General features: G+C 68.7%; 19 protein-coding genes and 2 tRNA genes. 13 read left to right on the plus strand and 8 right to left on the minus strand.

The window, feature by feature from the left end; translation table 11 throughout:
- Window positions 1–33: 33 nt before the first annotated feature.
- Window positions 34–2,130: a hypothetical protein gene (locus tag NR798_RS13975; RefSeq protein WP_375771958.1), complete on the plus strand. Its 2,097-nt coding sequence runs from the start codon at window positions 34–36 to the stop codon at window positions 2,128–2,130.
- Window positions 2,131–2,271: 141 nt separating this feature from the next.
- Here the strand turns inward: NR798_RS13975 and NR798_RS13980 are convergent, their stop codons facing one another.
- The 3 genes from NR798_RS13980 to NR798_RS13990 form a co-directional block, all read right to left on the minus strand.
- Window positions 2,272–3,114 carry a hypothetical protein gene (locus NR798_RS13980; RefSeq protein ID WP_375771959.1) on the minus strand — a complete coding sequence of 281 codons (843 nt, stop codon included), beginning with the start codon at window positions 3,112–3,114 and terminating at the stop codon, window positions 2,272–2,274.
- A gap of 133 nt (window positions 3,115–3,247) precedes the next feature.
- Window positions 3,248–3,324, minus strand: a tRNA-Asp gene (locus NR798_RS13985).
- Between the two features lie 36 nt (window positions 3,325–3,360).
- Window positions 3,361–3,432, minus strand: a tRNA-Val gene (locus NR798_RS13990).
- Window positions 3,433–3,623: 191 nt separating this feature from the next.
- Here NR798_RS13990 and hemE point away from each other — a divergent pair.
- The 5 genes from hemE (at window position 3,624) to fadJ (ending at window position 9,545) form a co-directional block, all read left to right on the plus strand.
- Window positions 3,624–4,661 carry a uroporphyrinogen decarboxylase gene (gene hemE, locus NR798_RS13995; RefSeq protein WP_375771960.1) on the plus strand — a complete coding sequence of 346 codons (1,038 nt, stop codon included), beginning with the start codon at window positions 3,624–3,626 and terminating at the stop codon, window positions 4,659–4,661.
- An 84-nt stretch (window positions 4,662–4,745) separates the two neighbouring features.
- Entirely contained in the window at window positions 4,746–5,306 is a 561-nt protein-coding gene (locus NR798_RS14000) for a hypothetical protein (RefSeq protein WP_375771961.1), read from the plus strand.
- A gap of 131 nt (window positions 5,307–5,437) precedes the next feature.
- Window positions 5,438–5,878: a hypothetical protein gene (locus tag NR798_RS14005; RefSeq protein ID WP_375771962.1), complete on the plus strand. Its 441-nt coding sequence runs from the start codon at window positions 5,438–5,440 to the stop codon at window positions 5,876–5,878.
- 125 nt (window positions 5,879–6,003) lie between these two features.
- Window positions 6,004–7,308 (plus strand): acetyl-CoA C-acyltransferase FadI, encoded by a 1,305-nt coding sequence (fadI, locus tag NR798_RS14010; RefSeq protein ID WP_375771963.1) that lies wholly within the window; start codon window positions 6,004–6,006, stop codon window positions 7,306–7,308.
- Entirely contained in the window at window positions 7,308–9,545 is a 2,238-nt protein-coding gene (gene fadJ / locus NR798_RS14015; RefSeq protein WP_375771964.1) for a fatty acid oxidation complex subunit alpha FadJ, read from the plus strand. Before fadI ends, fadJ begins: the two co-directional genes overlap by 1 nt.
- Before the next feature lie 270 nt (window positions 9,546–9,815).
- On the opposite strand, the gene NR798_RS14020 is transcribed toward fadJ, so the two are convergent.
- Window positions 9,816–11,744, minus strand: a complete 1,929-nt coding sequence (locus NR798_RS14020; protein ID WP_375771965.1) for a CocE/NonD family hydrolase — start codon at window positions 11,742–11,744, stop codon at window positions 9,816–9,818.
- A gap of 150 nt (window positions 11,745–11,894) precedes the next feature.
- Between NR798_RS14020 and NR798_RS14025 the strand changes: the two genes are divergently transcribed.
- Window positions 11,895–13,022: a mannosyltransferase family protein gene (locus tag NR798_RS14025; RefSeq protein ID WP_375771966.1), complete on the plus strand. Its 1,128-nt coding sequence runs from the start codon at window positions 11,895–11,897 to the stop codon at window positions 13,020–13,022.
- The gene (locus NR798_RS14030) at window positions 13,019–13,711 is read left to right on the plus strand and encodes a class I SAM-dependent methyltransferase (protein ID WP_375771967.1); all 693 of its coding nucleotides are present in this window, start codon (window positions 13,019–13,021) and stop codon (window positions 13,709–13,711) included. The genes NR798_RS14025 and NR798_RS14030 overlap by 4 nt, the downstream gene beginning before the upstream one ends.
- Here the strand turns inward: NR798_RS14030 and NR798_RS14035 are convergent.
- The gene (locus NR798_RS14035) at window positions 13,660–14,526 is read right to left on the minus strand and encodes a carbohydrate deacetylase (protein ID WP_375771968.1); all 867 of its coding nucleotides are present in this window, start codon (window positions 14,524–14,526) and stop codon (window positions 13,660–13,662) included. The genes NR798_RS14030 and NR798_RS14035 overlap by 52 nt on opposite strands.
- A gap of 4 nt (window positions 14,527–14,530) precedes the next feature.
- Window positions 14,531–15,331 carry a glycosyltransferase family 2 protein gene (locus NR798_RS14040; RefSeq protein ID WP_375771969.1) on the minus strand — a complete coding sequence of 267 codons (801 nt, stop codon included), beginning with the start codon at window positions 15,329–15,331 and terminating at the stop codon, window positions 14,531–14,533.
- Window positions 15,332–15,508: 177 nt separating this feature from the next.
- Between NR798_RS14040 and NR798_RS14045 the strand changes: the two genes are divergently transcribed.
- The 3 genes from NR798_RS14045 (at window position 15,509) to NR798_RS14055 (ending at window position 19,653) form a co-directional block, all read left to right on the plus strand.
- Complete coding sequence (locus NR798_RS14045; protein WP_375773761.1) at window positions 15,509–16,423, plus strand: GGDEF domain-containing protein; 915 nt, start codon at window positions 15,509–15,511, stop codon at window positions 16,421–16,423.
- A gap of 210 nt (window positions 16,424–16,633) precedes the next feature.
- Window positions 16,634–18,184, plus strand: coding sequence for an ATP-binding protein (locus tag NR798_RS14050; protein ID WP_375771970.1), 1,551 nt, complete (start codon window positions 16,634–16,636; stop codon window positions 18,182–18,184).
- A complete protein-coding gene (locus NR798_RS14055) occupies window positions 18,181–19,653 on the plus strand; it encodes a sigma-54-dependent transcriptional regulator (RefSeq protein ID WP_375771971.1) in 1,473 nt (490 codons plus the stop codon). Before NR798_RS14050 ends, NR798_RS14055 begins: the two co-directional genes overlap by 4 nt.
- Before the next feature lie 3 nt (window positions 19,654–19,656).
- Here the strand turns inward: NR798_RS14055 and NR798_RS14060 are convergent, their stop codons facing one another.
- Together NR798_RS14060 and NR798_RS14065 are read right to left on the minus strand one after the other, a co-directional pair.
- Complete coding sequence (locus tag NR798_RS14060) at window positions 19,657–20,964, minus strand: hypothetical protein (protein WP_375771972.1); 1,308 nt, start codon at window positions 20,962–20,964, stop codon at window positions 19,657–19,659.
- Window positions 20,965–21,135: 171 nt separating this feature from the next.
- Window positions 21,136–22,467, minus strand: coding sequence for a replication-associated recombination protein A (locus NR798_RS14065; RefSeq protein WP_375771973.1), 1,332 nt, complete (start codon window positions 22,465–22,467; stop codon window positions 21,136–21,138).
- 101 nt (window positions 22,468–22,568) lie between these two features.
- On the opposite strand from NR798_RS14065, the gene NR798_RS14070 reads away from it, so the two are divergent.
- Both NR798_RS14070 and NR798_RS14075 read left to right on the plus strand, forming a co-directional pair.
- Complete coding sequence (locus tag NR798_RS14070) at window positions 22,569–23,414, plus strand: NAD(+)/NADH kinase (protein WP_375771974.1); 846 nt, start codon at window positions 22,569–22,571, stop codon at window positions 23,412–23,414.
- Between the two features lie 6 nt (window positions 23,415–23,420).
- On the plus strand, window positions 23,421–24,191 hold the full coding sequence (locus NR798_RS14075; RefSeq protein ID WP_375771975.1) for a YdcF family protein: 771 nt from the start codon (window positions 23,421–23,423) through the stop codon (window positions 24,189–24,191).
- The last annotated feature ends 18 nt before the right edge of the window (window positions 24,192–24,209 follow it).

Raw genomic sequence — 24,209 nt, forward strand, 5'->3', positions numbered from 1 at the left:
GTGCTTGTTGAAACCCAGCTTGAGGTTCATGGAATGAGAAGAGGTAAGAAGGCCGTCTCGCTGATGCTCCAGGTGCTCCTCCCCGCGGCCCTGGGGGCCTGCTCCTCCAGTGAGGAGCCCTTGAAACAAGAGACTCCGCGGCCAACCGCGGACCAGATCCTGCCCGGGGTCCGGACCACAATCATCGAGCCGTGTCCGATTGATCAGCCGTGTGAGCCCGAGTGCCCCATCTATATGGCCATGGTGGGCATGTGCGAGGAGCCACCTCCCCCGGTTCCGGACACTCCTTACAACATCTCCTATCCATCCTACAGCCGCTCGCCCTCCTTCACGGTGTCGTGGAGCTACGCCTCGTACGGTGAGACGTATGAGTTGGAAGAGCAGGTCAACCAGGGAGCGTGGCAGCCGATCTATCAGGGCTATGGGACGTCCTACACTGTGAGTGGACGCAGCCCGGCGGCGTACAACTACCGGGTCCGTTCGTGCAACGTCTCTGGGTGCGGCTACTACCAGACGGGCATTGCCACGGTCGTGAACCCGGCGCCGGTGATCGACCTCTACGGCCAGTACCCGTTCCTGTACTCGCACGACCAGCAGAACGCCCAGTACGCGGCCGCCACCCAGAGCTTCCAGACCGGATTCAGGCAATCCGTGGGCATTGCCTCCGAGGGAAGCTTCCACGCGCTGGACGTGGTGGATGGCAAGTTCTACCTGGGACAGGGCTACAACCTGCTCAAGGACGAGCTCTCGCAGATCTGCCTGGACACGGCCAACCCGAACTTCCAGGTTGTCTCCAACCCCATGTACGAGCGCTCGTTCTCTGTCGAGCGCTCCACCAGCGTCAGCCACCTGGCCCAGCTGCTCGACGTGGAGCTGAATGGGGGCCTGTCCCTGGGGCTGAAGAACTTCACGCTCGACCTGTCGGGGAGCAAGAAGCGCCTGAGCGAGCAGGTGAGTGACACCTACCAGGAGAAGCTCGTGGTCCGGTGGGAGTACAAGCTCGACCACTGGACCCTGAATACGGTCGCCGAGCCGCTCCGGCAGGACTTTGTCACGAGCATGCTCATTCCAAACAACTCCAACGCCCGGGCCAACTTCCGCGAGCGCTGCGGCGACAAGTACATCCACGCGGTGACGCGGGGCGCGCGGCTGTATATGGTGTTCAGCTTCGATACCAAGAAGTACACCAGCACCGAGCGTGAGCAGAAGGCCGCCACGCTCAAGCTGAAGATCCAGGAAGTGCTGAACATCAATGGTGGAGGCTCGGTTTCCTCGGACACCCAGCAGTTCCTGGCGCAGAACAACGTGGTCATCAAGGGGTACGCGGTGGGTGGCGACAAGAGCACCGTCGAGGTGAGCCTCAGCCACGCCGACTTCGGCACCAAGTTCCAGCAGTTCGTGAACGGCGTGAACTCCTCCAACGTGGCGGCGATCCAGCCGTCCATGAGCCACTATCCCCAGCCCTCGCAGTTCCTCAACTACAACTACTTCCAGATCTTCGCGGACTATCGCACGCCGGCCGAGCAGCTGCGGCGCTGGCATGCGATCGACCTTGAGCGGGAGCAGCGCTGCAAGCTGCAGGAGTCCTACGGGTTGAACCAGGCGAACTGTAGAATGGCGGTCGCCGAGCTGGTGACGGCCAAGCTCCGCTGCATCGAAACGCTGAGCTGGTCTCAGTGCCAGCACCCGCTGTCCTACTACACGGGGGTTGGCACGGGAGGTCTGCCTTCCACCCTGCTCTACAACTGGATGGGCCAGAACATCAGCGACCTGGAGCGCAAGGCGGTGTCGCAGTATTTTGACCACCATGTGTTGAGGAGCAGCTGGGGGAACAAGAAGTGCCAGTCCTTTACGGACGACACCTGTTTGCCATCCTCTTCTTGCGTTGTGGACACCACCCAGGGCGAGAACGACGGCATCGGAAAGGGCTTTAGCTACATCACGCACGAATGGGATGGGCCGGGCAGCGGCAGCTATAACAACCACTACATCTCGGCGGGTAGCACGTGCATCCGCACGCAGTCCACGCTGTGCACCACGCAATTCGGTGACAGCACTGCCGACTTCAAGTTCACCCAGGGCATCTTCGGGCAGTGTCCGGCGACGCGCGCCTTCGCCATCGTGAACTGAGCGGTTTGTGTTGGAAGGGGAAGGGGCCCGCTAGGGGAATCGGCGGGCCCTTTTTCATGTCTTCCGCGAGATGCTCCAGGTCATGTGGCCGGGACCGCGTCGAGCTGGCTCATGCCCCGCTGAGGGACCTCCTCAGGGGTTCTAGAGCTTCATTCCTGTATCGATCTCGGCGCAGTACTCCTTGTACGCCTTCTGGGCCAGGGCATCGCCGAACTCCGCGTCCAGCCTCAGGCTCAAGGTGTGGATCTGGATCGCCTCGAACTTGCCGCCGCCTGTCACGGGGCGGAAGACGTAGGTCTCCCAGTCCACCGCGCTCGGTGTGGTCCATCGCGTGTTGGAGATGGAGCCCGTGTACTCGAGCGAGAGGTTCACCACCACCAGCGGAGTGCTGACCGTCGATGCCACCTTCTTCATCGCGGGCAGCCCACTCTCCGCGCTCAGGATGATCTCCCCGAACTCGCGCACCTGCGTCTCGTGGTACCGCCAGAGCCCGCTCTGCTGCCACTGGCTCCACTGGGGGACGATGTTCTCCGCGTCATCCGGCCCACCAATCTCCAGCGCCATGACGTGGCCGCGATCCAACGGCTTGTTCAGCAGATCCAGCGTGGACACCGGCTTGGGCGCACGCCCCCGGTCTCCTGTCGTCATCGGAACCGATACGCCCACCACCCGCACGGGGCGCACCATGGTCTGCTCTTCGCCCTCCTGGAGCCGCTTGAGCTGCCGCTTCCCCATGTCCAGCCGGTTGGAGCTGTCGATCCCCTTGCTCTCGAGCAGGACGAGCACCGGAGGAATCCCCAGCGCCGTGCGTTTCGTCCCGCCCACGAGCTCGTCACACGCCGCGTAGCTCTCCCAGTTCGTGGGGATGTTGAGCTCGTCGACCATGGCCTTCCCGAGCCGTGTGTAGCGGTCCTTCAGCAGGCCGCCCTCGGGCATGGAGTCCTCGAACAGCTTCTTCAGGTCCGTGTATCTCTGGCTCGCCATCGCACGCGCTCCTGGGTGGGGCCACGAGTCTACGCACGTGAGACCACCAGGAGGCACGCTCCGCGACGACGAGAATGGCAGGGGGCCGCAAAAGGCGAAGGGCCCGGAACCTTGCGATTCCGGGCCCTTCTATTGGCGAGGAGTACGGGACTTGAACCCGTGGCCTCCGGCGTGACAGGCCGGCGTTCTAACCAACTGAACTAACTCCCCACGACACTGCTCTGCTGCACTACCACGGCTACTGCTTGGGCGGAACAGGGATTGAACCTGTGACCCTCGCCTTGTAAGGGCGACGCTCTACCGCTGAGCTATCCGCCCCTCGCTTGCGCCACCGCGTTGCGACGGGGCGGGCTTGTATCGGCCACGACCGTCACTGTCAAGCATACGTTTTGGACGGACGGATCATTCCGGACCGCCCTGACACGAGCGTTGACCCTGGCGATTGCACCTGACAACCCTCGCCCCCGCCCACCCCTCAGGGAAGAGGGGGCAGACACGGAGCCCACCCCTTGAACGACCGCCTCCTGCGAGCCGCCCGCCGCCAGCCCACCGACACGACCCCCGTGTGGCTCATGCGCCAGGCCGGCCGCTACCTCCCCGAGTACCGAGCCATTCGCGGCAACATCGGCTTTCTCGACCTGTGCAAGAACCCGGACCTGGCCGCCGAGGTGACCGTCCAGCCCATCACCCGGCTGGGCGTGGACGCCGCCATCATCTTCTCGGACATCCTCATCCCCGTGGAGGCCATGGGGATCGAGCTGGAGCTCGGGGACAAGGGGCCGCACTTCCCCAACCCCGTGCGCACCGCCGCGGACATCGAGCGGCTGGGCGTGCCGGACCCCGTCCAGGGCACCGGCTTCGTCGCCGAGGCCATCCGCCGCACCCGGCGCGCGCTCAATGACTCGGTGCCCGTCATCGGCTTCAGCGGCGCGCCCTTCACGCTCGCCGCGTACATGGTCGAGGGCGGCGGCTCCAAGAGCTACATCCTCATCAAGCGGCTCCTCTTCGAGCAGCCGAAGCTCGCCCACACCCTCTTCGAGAAGCTGACGAGCACGCTCATCCCCTACCTGCTGATGCAGGTGGAGGCCGGCGCGAGCATCGTGCAGATCTTCGACTCGTGGGGCGGGGAGCTGTCGCCCTGGGACTACGAGCGCTTCTGCCTGCCGTACCTCACGCGCATGGTGAAGGAGGTGCAGGCCAAGGGTGTGCCCGTCATCGTCTTCGGCACCGGCATGTCCAACCACCTGCCGCTGCTCAAGCGCACGGGCGCGGACGTCATCGGCCAGGATTGGCGCACGCCCATCGACGAGGCTCGGCGCGTGCTCGGCCCCGACGTGGCGGTGCAGGGCAACCTGGATCCGCTCCACCTCTTCCTGCCGCGCGAGGAGCTGGAGCAGCGCGTGGTGGACATCCTCCGCCGCGCCGGGCCCGTGGGGCACATCTTCAACCTGGGCCACGGCATCCTCCCGCCCACGGATCCGGACGCCGCGAAGTTCATGGTGGACGCCGTGCACAAGCATGGCGCCGCGCTCCGCCAGGGCACTTGATGACGTGACCCCGTGAGTCAGCCGGGGATGTCAGGGGCTCCCGGTAGGGTGGCGTGAGTGGGGTTGGGGAAGGGGACGGGGGCCGTGACAGATGAGGGCAGGGGCGGCGAGTACCAGCGCAGGGTGCTCGCGCTCGAGCATGAAGGATTGCTGGCGCTGTGGCAGGGCCTTCGGGCGGGAGTCTCGCCCCCCGAGTGGCCCGCCGGGGTGCTGCTGGAGTACCTCCTCTTGAGGGCGTTCCAGTTGGAGGGCGCCGAGGTGACCTGGCCGTACCGGGTCTACCGGAACGGTGTCCTCCTGGAGCAGATCGACGGGGTGGTCTATTTCGATGGGGTGTCTTGTCTGGTAGAGTGCAAGGACATGACCAGTCCGGTAGATGCCTTGGCCATCGTCAAGCTGAAGTCCCAGATCCTGCGCCGGCCGCGAACCACCATCGGGGCGCTGCTGTGCACGGGCAAGATCTCGGAGCCCGCCTCCTCGTTGGTGGAGATGCTGCCACCGCCAGACGTGCTGCTGTGGGAGGGCGAGGAACTCGGGCAGGCCCTCCGGGAACATCGGCTCCTCGAGGGAATGAGGAGGAAGCTGCGGCATGCGGTGGAGATGGGATTCGCGGAAGTGGACCCGCTGGGCAGGAGGAATGAGTGATGAGTGTGTCCATCGTGACCCCGGGACGCGTGGCTGGGAAGCTCATGCGGCGTCTGGTGGAGGGTCATCCCCGTCTGAGGGGGCGGGACCTTCAGATCTTTTCGACCGATGGCAATATCGGAGCCTCGAGAGTGGCGCGGGAGATCCTCTTCAAGGAGCGAATGCCCGTGGCCGTGGTGCGCGATGCCCAGACGTTTTCTCCAGAGCTGATCGCGGAGCAGTGCGGTTGGGTGCATCTGTTCCTGGAGCAGGCAGCGCCTCCCAGCGAATGGCTCATCCTGCCGATCGCGCCCGAGATCTCCGTGTTCCTCTTCCGGGACGAGCACCTGCTGCGCTCCCTGCTGCCGGTGAGTCCCTCGTTCGAGCAGCTCATCCGGGGCCGCTACGAGCCCAACAAGGTGCTCGCCGAGCTCTTCGCGCAGGCGGGCGAGCAGCCCTTTCCCGAGACCCTGGTGAGTCGGCTCGATCAGGCCGACCTGTCCTCGCTGTGGTCCGTTGCCCCGGAACTCCGTCCCCTGGAGGAGTTCCTCCTGGAGAAGTTGGCCGCTCAACAGCCGGGCTCCGCTCCCTGAGCCGCCCACCGAGAGGCCGGAAGGCTCGCGGTTCAACTGGTTGACTCCGGAGTCAATCTTCCGTTGACGCGATGCGGCACGGGCCATTAGATGCGCCTCACCTACGTCGTGAAGGTGAGGCACACATGGCTCGCGAGAAGCAGCGTAACGGTCACCGCAGGGTGGCCATTGTCCGCGGGTTGCGGACGCCCTTCGTGAAGGCGGGAACCGACTTCGCGAAGCTCACCGCGCTGGACCTGGGCCGCATGGTGGTCCAGGAACTGGTGCAGCGCGCGGAGATCGATCCCCAGGAGATCGATCAGGTGGTGTTCGGCCAGGTCATCCCCACGCTCACCGCGCCGTCCATCGCGCGCGAGGTGGTGCTGGCCGCGGGGCTGCCGCGCAAGATCGAGGCGTTCACCGTGGCGCGCGCCTGCGCCACCTCCATCCAGGCCATGACGACCGCGGCCAACGCCATCTCGGTGGGCGAGGCGGACGTGGCGCTCGTGGGCGGCACCGAGTCCATGTCGGACGCGCCCATCTTCACCAGCCGGCCGCTGGCCCAAGCGCTGGTGGCCGCCTCCAAGGCGCGCAGCCTTCCGGAGAAGCTCAAGGCCTTCCAGACGCTCAAGCCGCGCGACCTGGTGCCCGTGCCCCCGGCCATCGCCGAGTACTCCACCGGCCTCACCATGGGCGAGAGCGCCGAGAAGATGGCCAAGGAGAACGGCATCTCCCGCCAGGAGCAGGACGCCATCGCCTTCGCCTCGCACCAGAACGCCGCGCGCGCCTGGAAGGACGGCTTCTTCGACGCCCAGGTGATGCACGTGGTGGTGCCGCCCAAGTACGAGAAGGTGTCGCAGAAGGACAACATCGTCCGCGAGGACACCAGCCTGGAGGCCCTCTCCCAGCTCCGGCCCGTGTTCGATCGCAAGTACGGCACCGTCACCGCTGGCAACGCCTCGCCGCTCACCGACGGCGCCGCCGCGCTGCTGCTGATGAGCGAGGAGAAGGCGAAGGCGCTCGGCCTGGAGCCGCTCGGCTACCTGCGCGCCCATGCCTATGCCGCCACCGACCCGGGAGATCAGCTCCTCCAGGGCCCGGCGTACGCGGCCCCCATCGCGCTGCAGCGCGCGGGCATGAAGCTCTCCGACATCGATCTCGTGGAGATGCACGAGGCCTTCGCCGCCCAGGTGGCCAGCAACATCCAGGCGCTGGCCTCCAAGGAGTTCGCCCGGAAGGCGGGCTGGAGCGCGCCGGTGGGCGAGGTGGACCGCACCCGCCTCAACCTGTCGGGTGGCTCCATCTCCATCGGCCATCCCTTCGGGGCCACGGGGGCGCGCATCGTCACCCAGGCCCTCCATGAGCTGAAGCGTCAGAACAAGAACACGGTGCTGTGCACCGTCTGCGCCGCCGGTGGCCTCGGAGCCGCGGTGGTCCTGGAGCGTGCGTGATGGCTGCGATGATGGCTCAGGAGCTCGAGGCGAAGCAGGGCTTCACCTACCACGTCGAGGACGGTGTCGCGCTCCTCGTGCTGGACTTGCCGGGCGAGCCGGTGAACACGCTCTCCCCGGAGACGGGCGAGGTGTTCGCGAACCTGCTCACCCGCGCGGAGAAGGACCCCGCGGTGAAGGCGGTCGTCTTCATCTCCGGCAAGAAGGACAGCTTCGTGGCCGGGGCGAAGATCGACTTCCTCCAGACGCTCAAGTCGGCCTCGGAGGCCACCGCCGCCTCGCGCCAGGGGCAGCAGGGCTTCGACCGCCTGGAGGCGTTCTCCAAGCCGGTGGTGGCGGCCATCCACGGCGCGTGCCTGGGTGGCGGCCTGGAGTGGGCGCTCGCCTGTGACTACCGCATCGCCACCGACAGCCCGAAGACGACGCTCGGGCTGCCCGAGGTGCAGCTGGGCCTCATCCCCGGCGCGGGCGGCACCCAGCGGCTGCCGGCCCTCATCGGCGTGCAGGCCGCGTTGGACCTCATCCTCACCGGCAAGAACGTGAAGCCGGCCAAGGCGAAGAAGCTGGGCCTGGTGGACGAGGTGGTGCCCGCGCCCATCCTCCGTAGCCAGGCCGTGCGCCGCGCCCGCGAGCTGGCCGAGGGCCTGAAGGTGGAGCGTCCCCGGGGCCAGGGCCTCAAGGCGGTGGCGCAGCAGGGCAAGAAGGGCCTGGGCGGCCTGCTGCTGGGGCTGACCAACAAGGAGATGTGGACCGAGGTCGCGCTCGAGGACAACCCGGTGGGCCGGAAGATCCTCTTCGACCAGGCGCGCAAGCAGCTGCGCAAGAAGACGCGCGGCAAGTACCCGGCGCCGGAGCGGGCGCTCGAGGCCATCCGCGTCGGCGTGGAGTCCGGCCGCGCGGCGGGCCTGGAGGCCGAGGCGAAGTTCTTCGGCGAGCTGGTGGTGTCCGACGTCTCCAAGCGGCTGGTGGAGATCTTCTTCGCCACCACCGCGCTCAAGAAGGAGAACGGCACCGCCAACACGGACGTGAAGCCGCGCGAGGTGAAGAAGGTGGGCGTGCTCGGCGGCGGCCTGATGGGCGGCGGCATCGCCTACGTCAGCTCGGCGCTGCAGGGCGTGCCGGTGCGCGTGAAGGACAAGGACGACGCGGGCGTGGGCCGGGCCCTCAAGCAGGTGCAGGGCCTCTACGACGAGCGGGTGAAGAAGCGCTCGCTCACGTGGCGCGAGGCGGCCGCGAAGCTGGCGCTCGTCACCGGTGGCACCGACTACAGCGGCTTCAAGAACGTGGACGTGGTCATCGAGGCCGTCTTCGAGGACCTGAAGCTCAAGCACCGCATCATGGGCGAGGTGGAGGCCGTCACCCGCGAGGACTGCATCTTCGCCTCCAACACCTCCAGCATCCCCATCACCGAGCTGGCCAAGGGCTCCAAGCGGCCCGCGCAGGTCATCGGCATGCATTACTTCAGCCCGGTGAACAAGATGCCGCTGCTGGAGATCATCACCCACAAGGGCACCGCCGACTGGGTGACGGCCACCTGTGTGGAGGTGGGCAAGAAGCAGGGCAAGACGGTCATCGTCGTCAACGACGGGCCGGGCTTCTACACCTCGCGCATCCTCTCGCCGTACATGAACGAGGCCGCGCACCTCTTGGCCGATGGTGCCGACATCGCCGAGCTGGACAAGGCGCTCGTGGACTTCGGCTTCCCCGTGGGCCCCATCACCCTGCTGGACGAGGTGGGCATCGACGTGGCCCAGAAGGTGGGCCCCATCATGGAGCAGGCCTTCGGCAAGCGCATGGCCGCGCCCCGCGCCCTGGAGAAGGTGGTGGCCGACGGACGGCTCGGCCGCAAGAACAAGAAGGGCTTCTACACCTACGACGGCAAGAAGAAGAAGGAGGTGGACCCCACCGTCTACGAGCTCCTGCCGCACGGGAAGAATCGCAAGAGCATCGACGCTCGCGAGATGGCCGAGCGGTGCGCCCTCCAGATGGTGAACGAGGCGGTGCGCTGCCTGGGCGAGGGGATTCTGCGCAGTGCGCGGGACGGCGACGTGGGGGCCATCTTCGGCCTCGGCTTCCCGCCGTTCCTCGGAGGCCCCTTCCGCTACGCGGACAGCCTCGGCCCCGCCGAGCTGCTGCGGCGTCTGGAGCACTACCAGGACAAGTACGGTGAGCGCTTCACCCCCGCCCCGTCCCTGGTGGAGATGGTGAAGGCGGGCAAGACGTTCTACCCGCGCTAATCCCCTTCAGCGAAGTGACCGAAGGGGCTTGAGGCTCCCTCGCCCGCTGCTCCCTCTCCCCCCGGGAGAGGGTTGGGGTGAGGGTATCCGAGCCCGTTCTTCCAACTCGGGGCCCTCCGTGTGGACAGCGGGTTCAACCCGGGGCCCTGATACCCTCACCCCGTCCCTCTCCCGAAGGGAGAGGGGAACTCTTCGCGAACTTACCCGAAGGGGATTGGTCACGCAGTGAAGGGAGGGTAGGGGCTCGTGCTCCCCGCCCTCCCGGGTGCGTCAGTCATCCACCGAGGGCAGCACGCTCACCTTGAGCGAGCTGGGGTGCGCCTCCGAGCGGTACACGCGGTGGAAGGCGCGCACGAAGTCCTCCTCCTTCGCCTCGAAGATGTTGGGCACGAAGGTCTGCGGGTTCCGGTCGATGAAGGGGAACCAGCTCGACTGCACCTGGATCATCACCCGGTGCCCGCGCTTGAAGGTGTGGAAGACGTCGTTGATGACGAAGCGCACCTTCGTCACCTCGCCCGGCTTGAAGGGCTTGGGCTCGCTGTAGCTGTCGCGGAAGCGGCCGCGGAACGGCTCGCCGCGCACCAGCGTCTGCTGGCCCCCGCGGTTGCGCTTGCCGTCCTCCGAGTCCCCCCAGTTGGCGCCGGGCATCTTCCCCGGGTTCACGTCCACCAGCTTCACCACCCAGTCCGCGTCGGTCGCGGTGGTGGACACCCACAGCTCGGCCTCCAGCGGGCCCGCGAGCGTCAGGTCCTTCTCCAGCGGCGCCGTCTCGTAGACGAGCACGTCGGGCCGGCGCGAGGCGAAGCGCTGGTCCTCGGTCATGTAGTTCTTGGTCCAGCCCGTCGTCAGCTCGGTGGTGTAGGGCACCGGCTTGTTCGGGTCGCTCACGTACTCGTCGAAGGCCTCCTGGGCGGACGTGGGGGGCGCGTAGGAGAGGCTGCCCTTGGGCTGGAAGTAGAGCTTCGCCTCGCGCACGCCCTTGGGGGGCCACGTGTCGAAGCGCCGCCAGCGGTTGGCGCCCGTCTCGAACACCAGGGCCTCGGGCAGCTCGGGCTTGTCGCCCCCCTTGAGGTGGTGCTTGAAGAAGGCGAGCTCCAGCTCCTGGTAGAGCTCGCTGGTGCGGAAGCCGAACTCGACGTCGCCGAGCGCCGTGCTGTCCCCGCGCGTCCAGCCGCCGTGCGGCCACGGGCCCATGACGAGCGTGTTGGTGATGCCCGGGTTCTGCTTCTCGATGGCGGCGTAGGTGCGCAGCGGGCCGTACAGGTCCTCGGTGTCGTACCAGCCGCCCACCGTCATCACCGCCGCCTTGATGTTCTTCAGGTGTGGCAGGAGGTTCCGCGACTGCCAGAAGGCGTCGTAGTTGGGGTGCGCGACGATGTCCTTCCAGAAGGCGATGTCGCCCTTGAAGTAGCGCGAGTCCGCGTTGGCCAGCGGGCCCAGGTCGAGGAAGAACTGGTAGCCGTCCGGCGTGCCATGGTCGAAGCGGAACCACTCCTCGTTGGCGACGGGGTGTGGCCGGGGCTTGCCGAAGCCCGAGAAGAAGTCGAACGCCAGCACCAGGTTGAAGGCGCCATGCCGGTGCATGTCGTCCCAGAACCAGTCGGCGATGGGCGCCTGGGGCGACACCGCCTTGAGCGCCGGGTGCGAGTCGATGGCTCCCGCCGAGGTGTAGAAGCCCGGATACGAGATGCCCCACTGGCCCACGCGGCCGTTGTTGCCCGGCACGTTCTTCACCAGCCAGTCGATGGTGTCGTACGTGTCGGTGCTCTCGTCGATGTCCTTGGGCCCGCTCTTCTTCGCCACGTGCGGGCGCACGTTGACGAACTCGCCCTCGGACATGTTGCGGCCGCGCACGTCCTGGAAGGCGAAGATGAAGCCCTGCTTCTCGTACTCGGCGGTGGGCCCGAGCCGGCGCGCGTACCGGTCCTGCCCGTACGGCGCCACCGTGTAGGGCGTGCGCACGAGCAGGAGGGGGTAGCGCTTGGAGGGGCTCGCGTCGTTGGGGATGTAGACGGACGTGAACAGCTTCGTGCCGTCACGGGTGGGGACGCGGTACTCGAACTTGGTGTAGCGCGAGCGGATGTACTCGGCGCGCTCGGACTCGGCGGTGGGCTGCTGGGGCTTCGCGGCCTGGGCCCTCGCGGGACCGGCGAGCGCGACAAGCACGAGCACCATGAGGCTGCGGAACATGGGGTGCATGCACTCTCCTGGTGAGGAAGGCGGGCATTGTCGATGAATGGTGGCGGTGCGGAAAGCGCCGTCTCGTGCTCGCGCAGCAGGAGCCCCTCGCACCCGGTGTCCGGGTTCCGTCCTTGACCCCAGCGCGTTTCTGGATGATGCCTGCGCCGCATGTCCCGCTCCGCGTCCCGCACCCTGGCTCTCGTCATCCTGGCGGCCGTCCTGGCCTGTGCCGTGTCGGGGGGGCTCGGTGCCTGGCGCTTCCACCACAAGAACAAGCAGAACCCGGTGGTGCGGCTGGACGAGTACGTGGTGATGGGCTGGGTGGGCTGGGACTCCAGTTGGTACATGCGCATCGCCGAGGAGGGCTACCGCTACACGCCCGGCGAGCAGAGCTCCGTGGCCTTCTTCCCCGTCTACCCGCTGGCCATCCGCGCCGTCGAGGCGCTCGGTCCGGACGTGTACCAGGCCGGGGTGCTCGTCACCCTGCTGTGTGGACCGCTCGCGATCCTCCTCTTCCTGCGCTGGGCGCGCTGCCGGGTGGAGGAGCCCCTCGCGCTCCAGGCCTCGCTGCTGCTCGCCCTCTACCCCTTCACCTTCTTCCTCTACGGGGTGATGTACTCCGACGCGCTCTTCCTCCTGCTGGTGGTGGGCGCCTTCCTCCTGCTGGAGAAGGGGCACCTGGGCCCGGCGGTGCTGCTCGGCGTGGTGGCCACGGCGGCGCGGCCGGTGGCGCCCGCGGTGGTGCTCGGCCTGCTGGCGCGCCGGCTCGAGTGGAAGCGCGAGCGGGGTGAGCGCTGGACTGCGCTCGACTTCCTGCCCGTGCTGTCCGCGCTCGGCTTCATCCTCTACATGCTCTACCTGGACCAGCGGTTCGGCGCGCCCTTCGCCTTCGTCGAGGCCCAGGCCGCGTGGGGACAGGAGCAGGGCTGGCGCTCCTGGCTGAAGCTGTCCTGGTTCAAGACCGTCTTCTCCCCCGACTCCAACCGGGAGACCATCGTGCGCCTGTGCGTCCACGCGGCGTTGACGCTGGGGGCGCTCGCGCTGGTGTGGCCCACCTTCAAGCGCCTGGGGTGGGGCTATGGCGTGTACTGCGCCGTCCTGGTGGGCATCCCCACCGTGTCCACCAAGGACTTCATGGGCATGGGGCGCTACCTCATCTCCGCCTTCCCCCTCTTCCTCACCCTCGCGCTGCTGCTGCGCGAGCACCCGCGCGTGCGCCAGGGCCTCCTCGCCGTGGGCGCCGTGTCGCTCGTCTTCCTGTCGGCCGCCTTCGCCCTGGACCACTACATCTCGTGAACGCTCCCCTCGCTCCCGCCCTGGCGCTGTTCTCCCACCTCCCGCTCGGCGAGCGCTTCCACGTGCACGCCCGGGCCTTCTCCGCGCCGCTCGAGGCCGTCGCCTCCCGCGTGCCCGCCGGGGGCAGGGTGGCCGATGTGGGATGTGGGCACGGCCTGCTCTCCGCCCTCCTGGCCCTGGGCGACTCCCGGCGCACCGTGCACGGGGTCGATCCTGACCCACGTAAAATCGAGTGGGCCCGGAGTGGCCCCGGCCGCCTGCCCAACGTGAAGGCCGAGGTGGGCACCGTGGAGTCACTCGCCGAGCGGATGCCGGGCCAGTTCGACGCGGTGGTGGTGAGTGATGTCCTCTACCTGCTCCCCGTGGAGCGCTGGCCCGGCTTCCTGCGCGAGGCCCGGCGCCTGCTGCGGCCCGGGGGGCGGCTCCTCCTGAAGGAGGCCGAGGGAGACCGCTCCTGGAAGCACTTCAAGTGCCTCGCCCAGGAGGTGGTGATGGTGAAGCTGCTCGGCCGCACGAAGGCGGGGGGCGCGCTGGTGCTCCAGCCCCGCGAGGCGATGCGGGCCCTGCTGTGCCAGGCCGGCTTCACCCCGCGCGAGACGGTGGAGCTGGGGACGGGTTACTCCACGCCCCACATCCTCTACGTGGCCGAGGCCACCGCGGGAGACACGGCGGCCGACAGCGCGCCGTAGGTGGTCAGCTCCACCCCGAGCTGCTCGAGCCGGGCCCGCACGCGCGGACTGGTGAGCGCGTCCAGCTCGGACTGCCAGCCGTACGTCCACGCGGGGTCTTCCGGGACGTGGGGGAGGCCCTCGCCCGGGTGGCAGCCGAGCTCGAAGTCTCCCGGGGGCAGCGCCTCCAGCAGCGAGAGCAGGGCGGACTCGGTGAGCTGGCCCGCCTCGAAGATGCCGCCCGCGCTCACCCGCCGGACGCCCGGCAGGGGCCCCGGTGCGCTCCGGGCCAGCAGCGACAACAGCGACGTCTTCACCGCCGGTCCGGGGGCCCGCAGCCACGACATCCTCGGCAGCCGGTCCGGCCAGCGCAGCGGCAGCCCCTCCCGGAGCGCCAGGGCCTCCACCAGCGGGCGCACCCCGGGCAGCAGGTGAAGGTGCTGGTGTCCGTCCAGGTGGTCCACCTCCGCACCCAGCTCCCGCGCGCGCCGCACCTGCGCGGCCAGCTCCAGCTCCAGCTCCTCGCGGCGCACCTGCCCGGTGAGCCACGCCCGCGCGAAGTCTGCCCAGCTCGCGCGCAGCCGCCCTCCCGGGGCCACCGTGGGCACGTGCGAGGCGGGCGCCGCCGGGGGCAGCCGGGTGCAGAAGGCCAGGTGGACGCCCAGGGCCAGCCCTCGCGCCCGCGCCTGCGGCACCGCCTGCTCGGCGCTCGGGCCCCTCACCAGCACCGTGGCGCTGGTGACGATGCCCTCGCGGTGCGCCCGGAAGATGCCCGCGTCCAGGGCCGGGTGCAGCCCCAGGTCATCCGCGTTGACGACGAGGCGTGTGGCTCCCACCGTGCTACCCGTGGCCGCGCGCCTTGTCGCGCTCGCGCGCCGAGCCATGCAGCGGGGCCACCGACGGCGGCAGCCGCACCGGGCGCTTGGCCACCTGCGGCGTGCGCGTCTCCGGGTAGAGCTTCACCAGCTCCCGCACCATCTTCGCGATGACGGCCGGCGAGGACAGCGTGGAGATGCCGCGCGTGCGCGGGAAGTAGTCCACGCCCATCTGGAACACCTTGAAGCCCTGGTGGATGGCCTTCACCACCAGCTCCGCGTCGATGAAGGAGCCCTGGCTGTTGAGCTCCACCGCCTCCAGCACCCGCCGGTGCATCACCTTGAAGCTGAAGTTGATGTCCTTCACGTGGACACCGAACAGCGTGCGGATGAGCAGGTTGTAGGCGAAGGAGTACACGATGCGCTTGGGCCCCTCGCTGGTGCGGTCGAACCGGAAGGCGCAGATCATGTCCGCCTCCAGGTACTTCATCAGGTGCAGCGCCCGCTCCAGCTCCTTCAGGTCGAAGGGCAGGTCGATGTCCGAGTACACCACGATGTCCTTGGTGGACGCGGACAGGCCGGTGCGCATGGCCCCACCCAGCTTCAGGTTGACCGGGTGCGTGATGACCCGGAGCTGGGGGATGCGCGCGGCCATCTGCTCGCAAATCTCCTGCGTGCGGTCCGTGGAGGCGTCGTTGACGACGATGATCTCGAAGTCGTCCGTCAGCCGGGGGAGCACCTCCATGGCGCGCGCCACCGAGCGCTCGACATAGTCCTCCTCGTTCCAGGCGGGAAAGAAGAGGCTGATGCTGGGAGATTTACCCACGATGTGACCTCGGCGATGTGCCCCTGTGACAGGCATGGCGGAACTGGGGCGGCTGGCTATCAAACATTGAAGGGCAAGCGCAATCCAACGGTCGCGAGCCCTCGCGCGGGCGTGGTAGCGTGGAAGCTTGGGTTGGTTTCGGGGATAGATGTGGGAGACAGTCGCCTCATTCTGTTGGTGGACGAGCTGCCCGAGCGGCAGGCCGAGCTGGCGAGCACCCTGGAGCAGGAGGGATTCTCCGTCCGATTGGTGTCGGCCGGCCCGGAGGCCCAGCGCCTCCTCGCCGATGCCGCGCTGGTGCTTCTCGTCCTGGGTCCCGCCGGGGGGCCCTCGCGCGCGCTGTTGCAGCACCTGATAGGCCGGGACGACGAGGGGCAGGGCCCCGCCATCATCGCCCTGGTGCCCACCGAGGAGCGCGCCGCGGTGGTGGCCGTGCTGCGGCTGGGCGCCGAGGTGGTGTGCACCCCCGTGGACCCCGAGGAGCTGGTGGCCCGCATGGCGCGCTGCCTCCAGGAGCGCGAGCGCCTCACCGCGCTCCTCACCCGCGTGGCCTCGCTGGAGCGGCTGTCCGTCACCGACGGGCTCACCGGCGTCCACAACCACCGCTACTTCCAGGAGCGGCTGCGCGAGGAGTTCCGGCGCGCCCAGCGCTACGACGACACCCTGTCGCTCATCCTCATCGACCTGGACCACTTCAAGGCCTTCAACGACACCCACGGCCACCAGGTGGGCGACATCGTCCTGTGCGACGTGGCGGCCTCGCTCCAGCGCAGCGTGCGCGAGACGGACCTGCTCGCCCGCTATGGAGGCGAGGAGTTCGCCATCCTCCTGCCGCGCACCCCGCTGGCCGGCGCCCTCACCGTGGCCGAGCGCGTCTGGCGCGAGCTGGGCCAGCTGCACACCGGCCCCCAGCGCACCTTGCGCGTCACCGCCTCGCTGGGCGTCTCCACCTTCCCCCACCACGCCGTCAACAGCGCGGAGCTGCTGGTACGCTCCGCCGACCAGGCCCTCTACCGCGCCAAGGACGAGGGCCGGAATCGCATCTGCCTCTACGTCGCCTCCTCACCCTTCGATAGACCCACCCCTCGTTAGCCCGCTCCCCATACTCGGAGTGGGTCAACATTGACCCGATTCATAGGTCGGGGTATGGAGGGACCCAGGGTGGTCGCGAGCCCCGGGTGCGGAAGCACCCGGTATCAGGGGGCTTTGCGAGGTGGCGGACGTTGGCAGCGTCATTGCAAATGCTCGGGTCTCGGACCCAGGACGAGGTTGCCACTGGAACTGGCGCAGACACAGGGAGCGGTGCCACGCGGTCGGCTGCTGCTGGTGGACGACGAGGAATACATCCTGAAGTCCATCCGGCGGGTGCTCCGTCGCGGCGATTGGCAGATTGAGACGGCCTCTGATGCGGAGGAGGGCCTGCGGGCCCTCGAACGCTTCACGCCCGAGGTGGTCATCTCCGACTTCAGGATGCCGGGGATGAACGGCGTGGAGTTCCTCAGCCGGGTGAAGGCGCAGGTGCCGAGGGCACAGCGCATCATGCTCACCGGGCAGGCGGACCAGCAGGCCATTGAGGAGGCGATCAACCGGTCGGAAATCTTCCGTTTCATCTCCAAGCCTTGGAACGACAGCCATCTGGTGCTGACGGTCAAGAGCGCTTTCGAGCAGTACGCGCTCCAGGCGGAGAACGAGCGGCTGTTGCGGGTGACGCAGCAGCAGAACGAGGAGCTGCGGCGGCTCAACGCGGAGCTGGAGACGCGGGTGGCGTTGCGCACGCACCTGCTGAGCCAGGCCAAGCGGGAGTGGGAGCTGTCGTTCGACTCCATCGAGACGCCGCTGGCCGTGGTGCGCCGGGACTACGGGGTGCGCCGCGCCAACCGGGCGTACACGGACCTGGCCGGGGACCGGCTCAAGGAGCCGCTGTCCGAGGAGGGCGCCGAGCAGCTGTGCCACAAGCTGCTGTTCGACCGGGACACGCCCTGCGCGGGCTGTCCGCTGCCCGAGGCGGTGCAGAGCGGCAAGGGCGCGCGCGCGGAGATCAGCCAGCGCGGGCGCACCTACGCCATGGCGGCCTACCCGCTGACGACCGAGGGGCGCGCGGTGTGCTCCTACCGGGACATCAGCGACGAGCGCGAGATGACGCGCCGGCTCATCGACACCGAGAAGATGGCGGCGGTGGGCCAGCTCGCCGGCGGCGTGGCGCATGAGATCAACAACCCGCTGGGCGGCATCCTCGCCTTCGCGCAGTTGATGAAGCGCGACGAGGGCCGCAACGCCTCCGATCTGGAGTCGTTGGAGCTCATCGAGGAGAGCGCGCTGCGCTGCAAGCGCATCGTCGAGAGCCTCCTGAAGTTCAGCCGCCACAGCCGGACGGAGGATCGCCGGGCCTTCCAGCTCAACAAGTGCGCGGAGGACTCGGCGGTGCTCTTCGGGGCCCAGCTCAAGAGCTACTCCAAGGTGAAGCTGGAGCTGCGCCTGGCGCCGGAGCTGCCGGAGCTGTTCGGAGACCCGAGCCAGCTGTCGCAGGTGATGCTCAACCTGCTGCAGAACGGGCTGCACGCGCTGCCCGCCGAGGGTGGGGTGCTGTGCCTGGAGACGGGGAAGGACGGCGACCGGTGCTACTTCCGGGTCGCCGACACGGGCACCGGCATCGATGAGCGCTACCTGGGGCACATCTTCGAGCCGTCGTTCACCACCAAGCCACCCGGCCAGGGCACGGGCCTCGGGCTGTCGATCGCCTACCGGATCGTCGAGGACCACGGGGGTGTCATCAAGGTGGACACCCAGGTGGGTGAGGGTTCGCGCTTCACCGTCTACATCCCCATTCCCTTGCAGCTCGAGAGGTTGCCGTGACTCCACAGCCAGCCCCTACCGGCGCCAAGCGCGCCAAGATCCTGGTCGTGGATGACGATCCGATCGTCCTCAAGGCGGTCACGTCCATCCTCAAGCGGGAGGACTACCAGGTCGTCTCCATCGACGACGCCGTGGAAGGCCTGACGGCGGCGAAGGACCCGTCCATCGACGTGGCCGTCCTGGACATCAAGATGCCCAACCTGTCCGGGATGGATCTGCTGCGCGGAATCAAGGCGGCGCGGCCGGAGGTGGAGGTCATCATGATGACCGCCTTCGCCACCGTGGAGACGGCGGTGGAGGCGGTGAAGGCCGGCGCGTACGACTACCTCACCAAGCCCTTCGAGAACATCGACGAAGTGAGCATGACGGTGGCCAAGGCCGCCGAGCGCAAGGCGCTGCGAGACCGGGCGCGGGCGCTGGAGGAGGCGCTCACCGCGCGCAACCAGTTCGAGGAGCTGATCGGCCAGTCGTCGCAGATGCGCAGCGTCTTCAAGCTGGTGGAGACGGTGAGCCACTCGACGGCCACGGTGCTCGTGCAGGGCGAGAGCGGCACGGGCAAGGAGCTGGTGGCGCGCGCCATCCACTACCGCAGCGCGCGCAAGGACAAGCCCTTCGTGGCGGTCAACTGCTCGGCCCTGTCGGACACGCTGCTGGAGAGCGAGCTCTTCGGCCACGTGAAGGGCAGCTTCACCGGAGCCACCTCCAACAAGAAGGGCCTGTTCGAGGCGGCCGACGGCGGCACCATCTTCCTGGACGAGATTGGCGACGTGCCTCCCGCCACCCAGGTGCGCCTGTTGCGCGTGCTGCAGGAGGGCGAGGTCAAGCGCGTGGGCGCCAACGAGCCGGTGAAGGTGGACGTGCGCGTCATCGCCGCCACGCACGTGGACCTGAACCGGGCCAAGGAGCAGGGCAAGTTCCGCGAGGACCTCTTCTACCGGCTCAACGTCATCACCATCGATCTGCCGCCGCTGCGCGACAGGCCCGAGGACGTGCCGCTGCTGGCGCACCACTTCCTCAAGCTGTACGCGGCGAAGGTGGGCAAGCGGGTGACGGGCTTCACGCCGCGCGCGATGGAGGCGCTCACCTGCAACCGGTGGACGGGCAACGTGCGCGAGCTGGAGAACGTCATCGAGCGCGCGGTGGTGCTCACCTCCAAGGAGGTGCTGGACGTCGATGACCTGCCGCCGGGCTTCCAGGACGCGCCGCAGGCCGGAGCCCAGGTGGAGGTGTTCAGCCTCGCGCACCTGCCGTACGCCCAGGCGAAGCGGCTGGCCATGCGCGCCTTCGAGCGGCGCTACCTCACCGCGCTGCTCGAGAAGCACAACCACAACGTCTCCAGCGCCGCACGCGCCGCGGGCGTGGACCGCTCCAACTTCCGCCGCCTGCTCAAGCAGTACGAGGTGGCCGGGCGCTCCATGAAGCGCGGCAAGGACGGCGACGACGACGACGCGCTCGAGGCCGCCTCCTGACGGTCAGGGCGAGGTCCGGGGAGCGGGGACGTACTCCCCGTCCCTGAAGCGGTAGACGGTGTCCTTCAGGTCCTCGCCGGGCGCGATGAGGGCCCGCGGGTAGGGGCCCTCGGGGATGATGCGGGCCTCGCCATTCGAGCCGAAGACCGGGACGAGCTCCGAACCGCGCACGTCGTAGAAAGCCGTGTGGGCGGACTCCCAGCACTCCCGGTTGCCGTCCTCCCGGAGCGCCGAGTGGCTCTGCCGGGAGGTCACCTGGAGCGTCTCCCGGTCGCCATCGGTGAGGTGGACGCTCTCATAGGCCAGGGGGTTGCTCGCCGCGCACCCGCCGAATCCCCGGCCCTCCGCTCCCAGGGAGCCCAGCTTGCACCACTCCCCCTCGCCGAGCGGGTGCAGGGCGACCAGCAGGCTGGTGGGGAAGCCGTCACAGGAGAAGTCCACGCGGATCAGCCGGTCCGTCGTGTCCGGGCGGACGAGCGCCGCCTCGCCCAGGGAGACCGAGGGCACCATGTCCGCCAGGCAGGCCTTGTCGCCGGGTTCTTCTCCGAGCTTCTGGAGGAGCCGCCGCACCCGCGTGCTCTCGGCGGCCTCCGGTGAGGGCTCATCGGGAGGAGGCGCGTCCGGCTGTTCCTCCCAGGGCTTCAGGTCGAGCCGGATGCGCCTGCCCGCAGCGCACTCGAAGCGGGGGCAGGGCTCCGGCTGGAAGGGCCCCACCGCCTGCTCAAGCTCGGCCAGGGCGCGCGGGACGCAGTTGTCGGGGACCTTGCCCTTCGCCCACACCTTCTTCGGGAGCGCGCAGAGCGCCTCGGCGAACTGCTGGCGCAGCGGCGGCGCATCGGTCTGGGGGAGCTCGTCCCCCAGCGTCAGCTCGTCCTCGTTGATGGGCACGGCCTGCCCGGCCCGGTAGCGCTGGAAGCGGTCGCGGCACTCGCTCGCGAGCCGGGCACCGCTGGGACCTCCGCACGCCTCGTAGAGCGCGCACTGCTCCTGGATGGACTGGTTGTAGAGCTTCTGCAGCTTCATCTCGGCGGAGAACTGCTTGCGGTCCGCCTTCTTGAGCGCCAACAGCCGCACATCCAGCCGCTCGTTCATCACCCGCCGGGTGCACTCGGCGAGGCGGCCTGCCACGAGCGCCTTCCACTCTGGCGCCTGGACGCACGTACCCAGGAGTCTCTCGTCGAGCAGCCGCGTGGCACCCGTCGCGCACGCCTCCAGGCTGTCCCCCTTCACGCGCGCCTCGGCCTCGATGCACTGCTTCTGCTGCGCCAGCACCGCCTGCGTGGGCAGCAGCAGCAAGCCCGCGACAATCATTGGAAGGGAGCGCCTCATGCGGGAGAGCCTAAGCCAGCTGGAGCCGGTTCTTTCAGGAGTCCTCCCGCGGGACGGCGAGGGGCACCTTCCGGGCGCGTGGTGCTCCGACTGGTCCGACTGTTGGACCAGTTGCTCCCGAGCGCGGCCGGAGCCTCCCCCTCTGGAGCGGGTTCAGCCCTCCTCGCCCGGCTCGCGGGGGTGTTCCGCGAGCTGGCGTTGGATGTCCTCGTAGCGCTCGGACAGCTCCTGCTCGAAGCCGTTGCGCGAGGGCTGGTAGAAGCGCCGGCCGCGCAAGGCGTCCGGGAGGTAGTCCTCGGGGACGTAGTGGCCCTCGAAGTTGTGCGGGTACTTGTACCCGGCGCCGTACCCCAGCGACTTCATCAGCTTCGTGGGCGCGTTGCGCAGGTGCATGGGCACGGGCAGCGGCCCCCCCTCGGTGACGGCGGTGCGCGCCGCGGCGTACGCGGTGAGCACGGCGTTCGACTTGGGCGCCAGCGCCAGGTACGTCACCGCCTGGGTGAGGGGCAGGGTGCCCTCGGGCAGGCCCACCAGCTCGAAGGCCCGCAGCGCGTCCACCGCCACGCCCAGCGCCCGCGGGTCCGCGTTGCCGATGTCCTCCGAGGCGAAGATCACCATGCGCCGGAAGATGAAGACGGGATCCTCGCCCGCCTCCAGCATGCGCGTCATCCAGTAGAGCGCGGCGTCCACGTCCGAGCCGCGCATGGATTTGATGAAGGCGCTGACGACGTTGTAGTGCTCCTCGCCGCCCTTGTCGTAGAGCAGCGCCTTGTGCTGCATCGCCTCCTCGGCGATGGCCTTGTCCACCCGGGAGCCCCCGTGCGCGGCCGCCGCCTCCAGCGCGGTGAGCGCCCGGCGCGCGTCGCCTCCCGAGGCCTGGATGATGAAGGAGAGGGCCTCGTCGTCCACCTCCACCCGGCCGCCCAGCCCCTTGGGGTCCACCACCGCCCGGCGCAGCAGCGCCACCAGTTCCTCCTCCTCCAGCCCGCGCAGGGTGACGACGCGCGTGCGGGACAGGAGTGCGGCGTTTACCTCGAAGGAGGGGTTCTCCGTGGTGGCCCCGATCAGGGTGATGGTGCCCTTCTCCACGTGGGGCAGCAGCGCGTCCTGTTGCGCCTTGTTGAAGCGGTGGATCTCATCCAGGAACAGCAGGGTGCGCTGGCGGTGCATCCTCCAGCGCTCCTGGGCGCGGGCCACCGTCTCGCGGATGTCCTTCACCCCGGAGAGCACGGCGGAGAGCGACTCGAAGGCGGAGCCGGTGGAGTGGGCGATGACGTAGGCGAGCGTCGTCTTGCCCGTCCCCGGAGGGCCCCAGAGGATGAGCGAGGGCACCTGGTCCTGCTGGATGGCCCGGCGCAGGAAGCGGCCCTCGCCCGTCAGGTGCTCCTGCCCGACGAACTCCTCCAGGCGCGTGGGGCGCATCCGCTCGGCCAGGGGGGCCAGGGCGGCCTGGTCCTTCTGGCTGGCATGCTCGAAAAGGTCCATGGGGCAATCCTGGCGTCCGGGTCCCACGTGTCACAGGGTCATCGAAGCGGCCATTTCGTCCAGCGCCCCCCTGGCCGCCTGGACTAGAACCTGGGCCCATCGTGCACACCCTGTTGCTCGTCGCGAAGAAGGACAAGCCCGAGGCGGCGGAGCTGGCCGCTCGCATCCGGGAGCGCTACCCCTCGCATGAGGTGCTGGGAGACCGGCTCCTGGCCCATACGCTCGGCTGGCCCCGGGTGGATGACCGCGAGCTGGCCTCCCGGGCGGATCTGGTGGTGGTGCTGGGGGGAGATGGCACCCTCATCCACGCGGCCCGGCTGCTGGATGGACGCCCCACGCCCATCCTCGGGGTCAACCTGGGCAGCCTGGGCTTCATGACGGAGATCCCCATCGAGGAGCTGTTCCTCGCGCTGGACGAGGTGCTCGCCGGCCGCTTCAAGACGGACTCCCGGATGAAGCTCTGCTCCCGGCTGGTGCGCGACGGCAAGGTGCTGGTGCAGGACGAGGTCCTCAACGACGTGGTCATCAACAAGGGCGCGCTGGCGCGCATCGCGGACCACGAGGTGTCCATCGAGGGCGTGCCCATGGCCACCTACAAGGCGGACGGTGTCATCCTGGCCACGCCCACCGGCTCCACCGCGTACTCGCTGTCCGCGGGCGGGCCCATCGTCCACCCCTCGGTGGACTGCACGGTGCTCACGCCCATCTGCTCGCACGCGCTCACGCACCGCCCCATCGTCGTCCCGGCGGATCGCACCATCCGCGTCACCCTGGCCACCGAGACGGCGGACACCTTCCTCACGCTGGACGGCCAGACGGGCCATAGCCTGCAGTGCGGCGACAGCATCGAGGTGGTGCGCTCGCCCAACCGGGTGAACCTGGTGCGCAACACCCGCGTGGGCTACTTCACCATCCTCCGGCAGAAGCTCCACTGGGGCGAGCGGTAGCGCGGCGTGTTCGTCTTCCTGTCGAAGGTGTTGGACCTGCTGCTCGCGCCGCTCTCCTGGGGCCTGCTGCTGGGCGTGGTGGGCCTGCTGCTGCGCCGCAGGCGGGCGCGGCTGGCCGCGGGGCTGCAGGGGCTGGGGCTGCTGGTGGTGTACCTCTTCTCCCTCGAGCCGGTGGCCAATGGCCTGCAGCGGTGGGTGGAGGCGGGGGCGGTGTCCACGTACCGGCCGGACGCGGTCTACGACGCCGTCATCGTGCTGGGCGGAGCGGTGGATGCGGACGCCACCGAGCGCTCGGGCCTGCCCGAGTACACCCTCCCGGTGGAGCGGATCCTCCGCGGGTACGAGCTGCTGCTGCAGGGGAGGGCGCGCCAGGTGCTGCTGTCGGCGGGCACGCTGGACACCCGGCCGGGGGCGCTGGTGGAGGCGGACATCCTGGCGCGGCAGCTGCGGCTGTGGGGCATCGAGCCGGAGCGGATCGTCCTGGAAGGCCGCAGCCGCAACACGCGGGAGAACGCGGTGGAGTCGGAGCGGCTCATCCGGGAGAAGGGCTGGCGGACGCTGGTGCTGGTGACGAGCGCGGCACACATGCCGCGGGCACTAGGGACGTTCGAGGCGGTAGGGCTGAAGCCGGACACGCTGGTGGTGGACGTGCGCGCGCACGACTGGCACCTGCGCGGGGCGTGGTGGCAGCCGCGGGCCTCCAACCTGTCGGCGGGCACGGACGCGCTGCGCGAGCTCGTCGGGCGCCTCGTCTACCGGCTGCGCGGCTGGGCTTGAGTAGGTGACCAGAAGTTC

The sequence above is a fragment of the Archangium gephyra genome (assembly GCF_042230915.1).
GTDB classification, from domain to species: domain Bacteria; phylum Myxococcota; class Myxococcia; order Myxococcales; family Myxococcaceae; genus Archangium; species Archangium gephyra_B.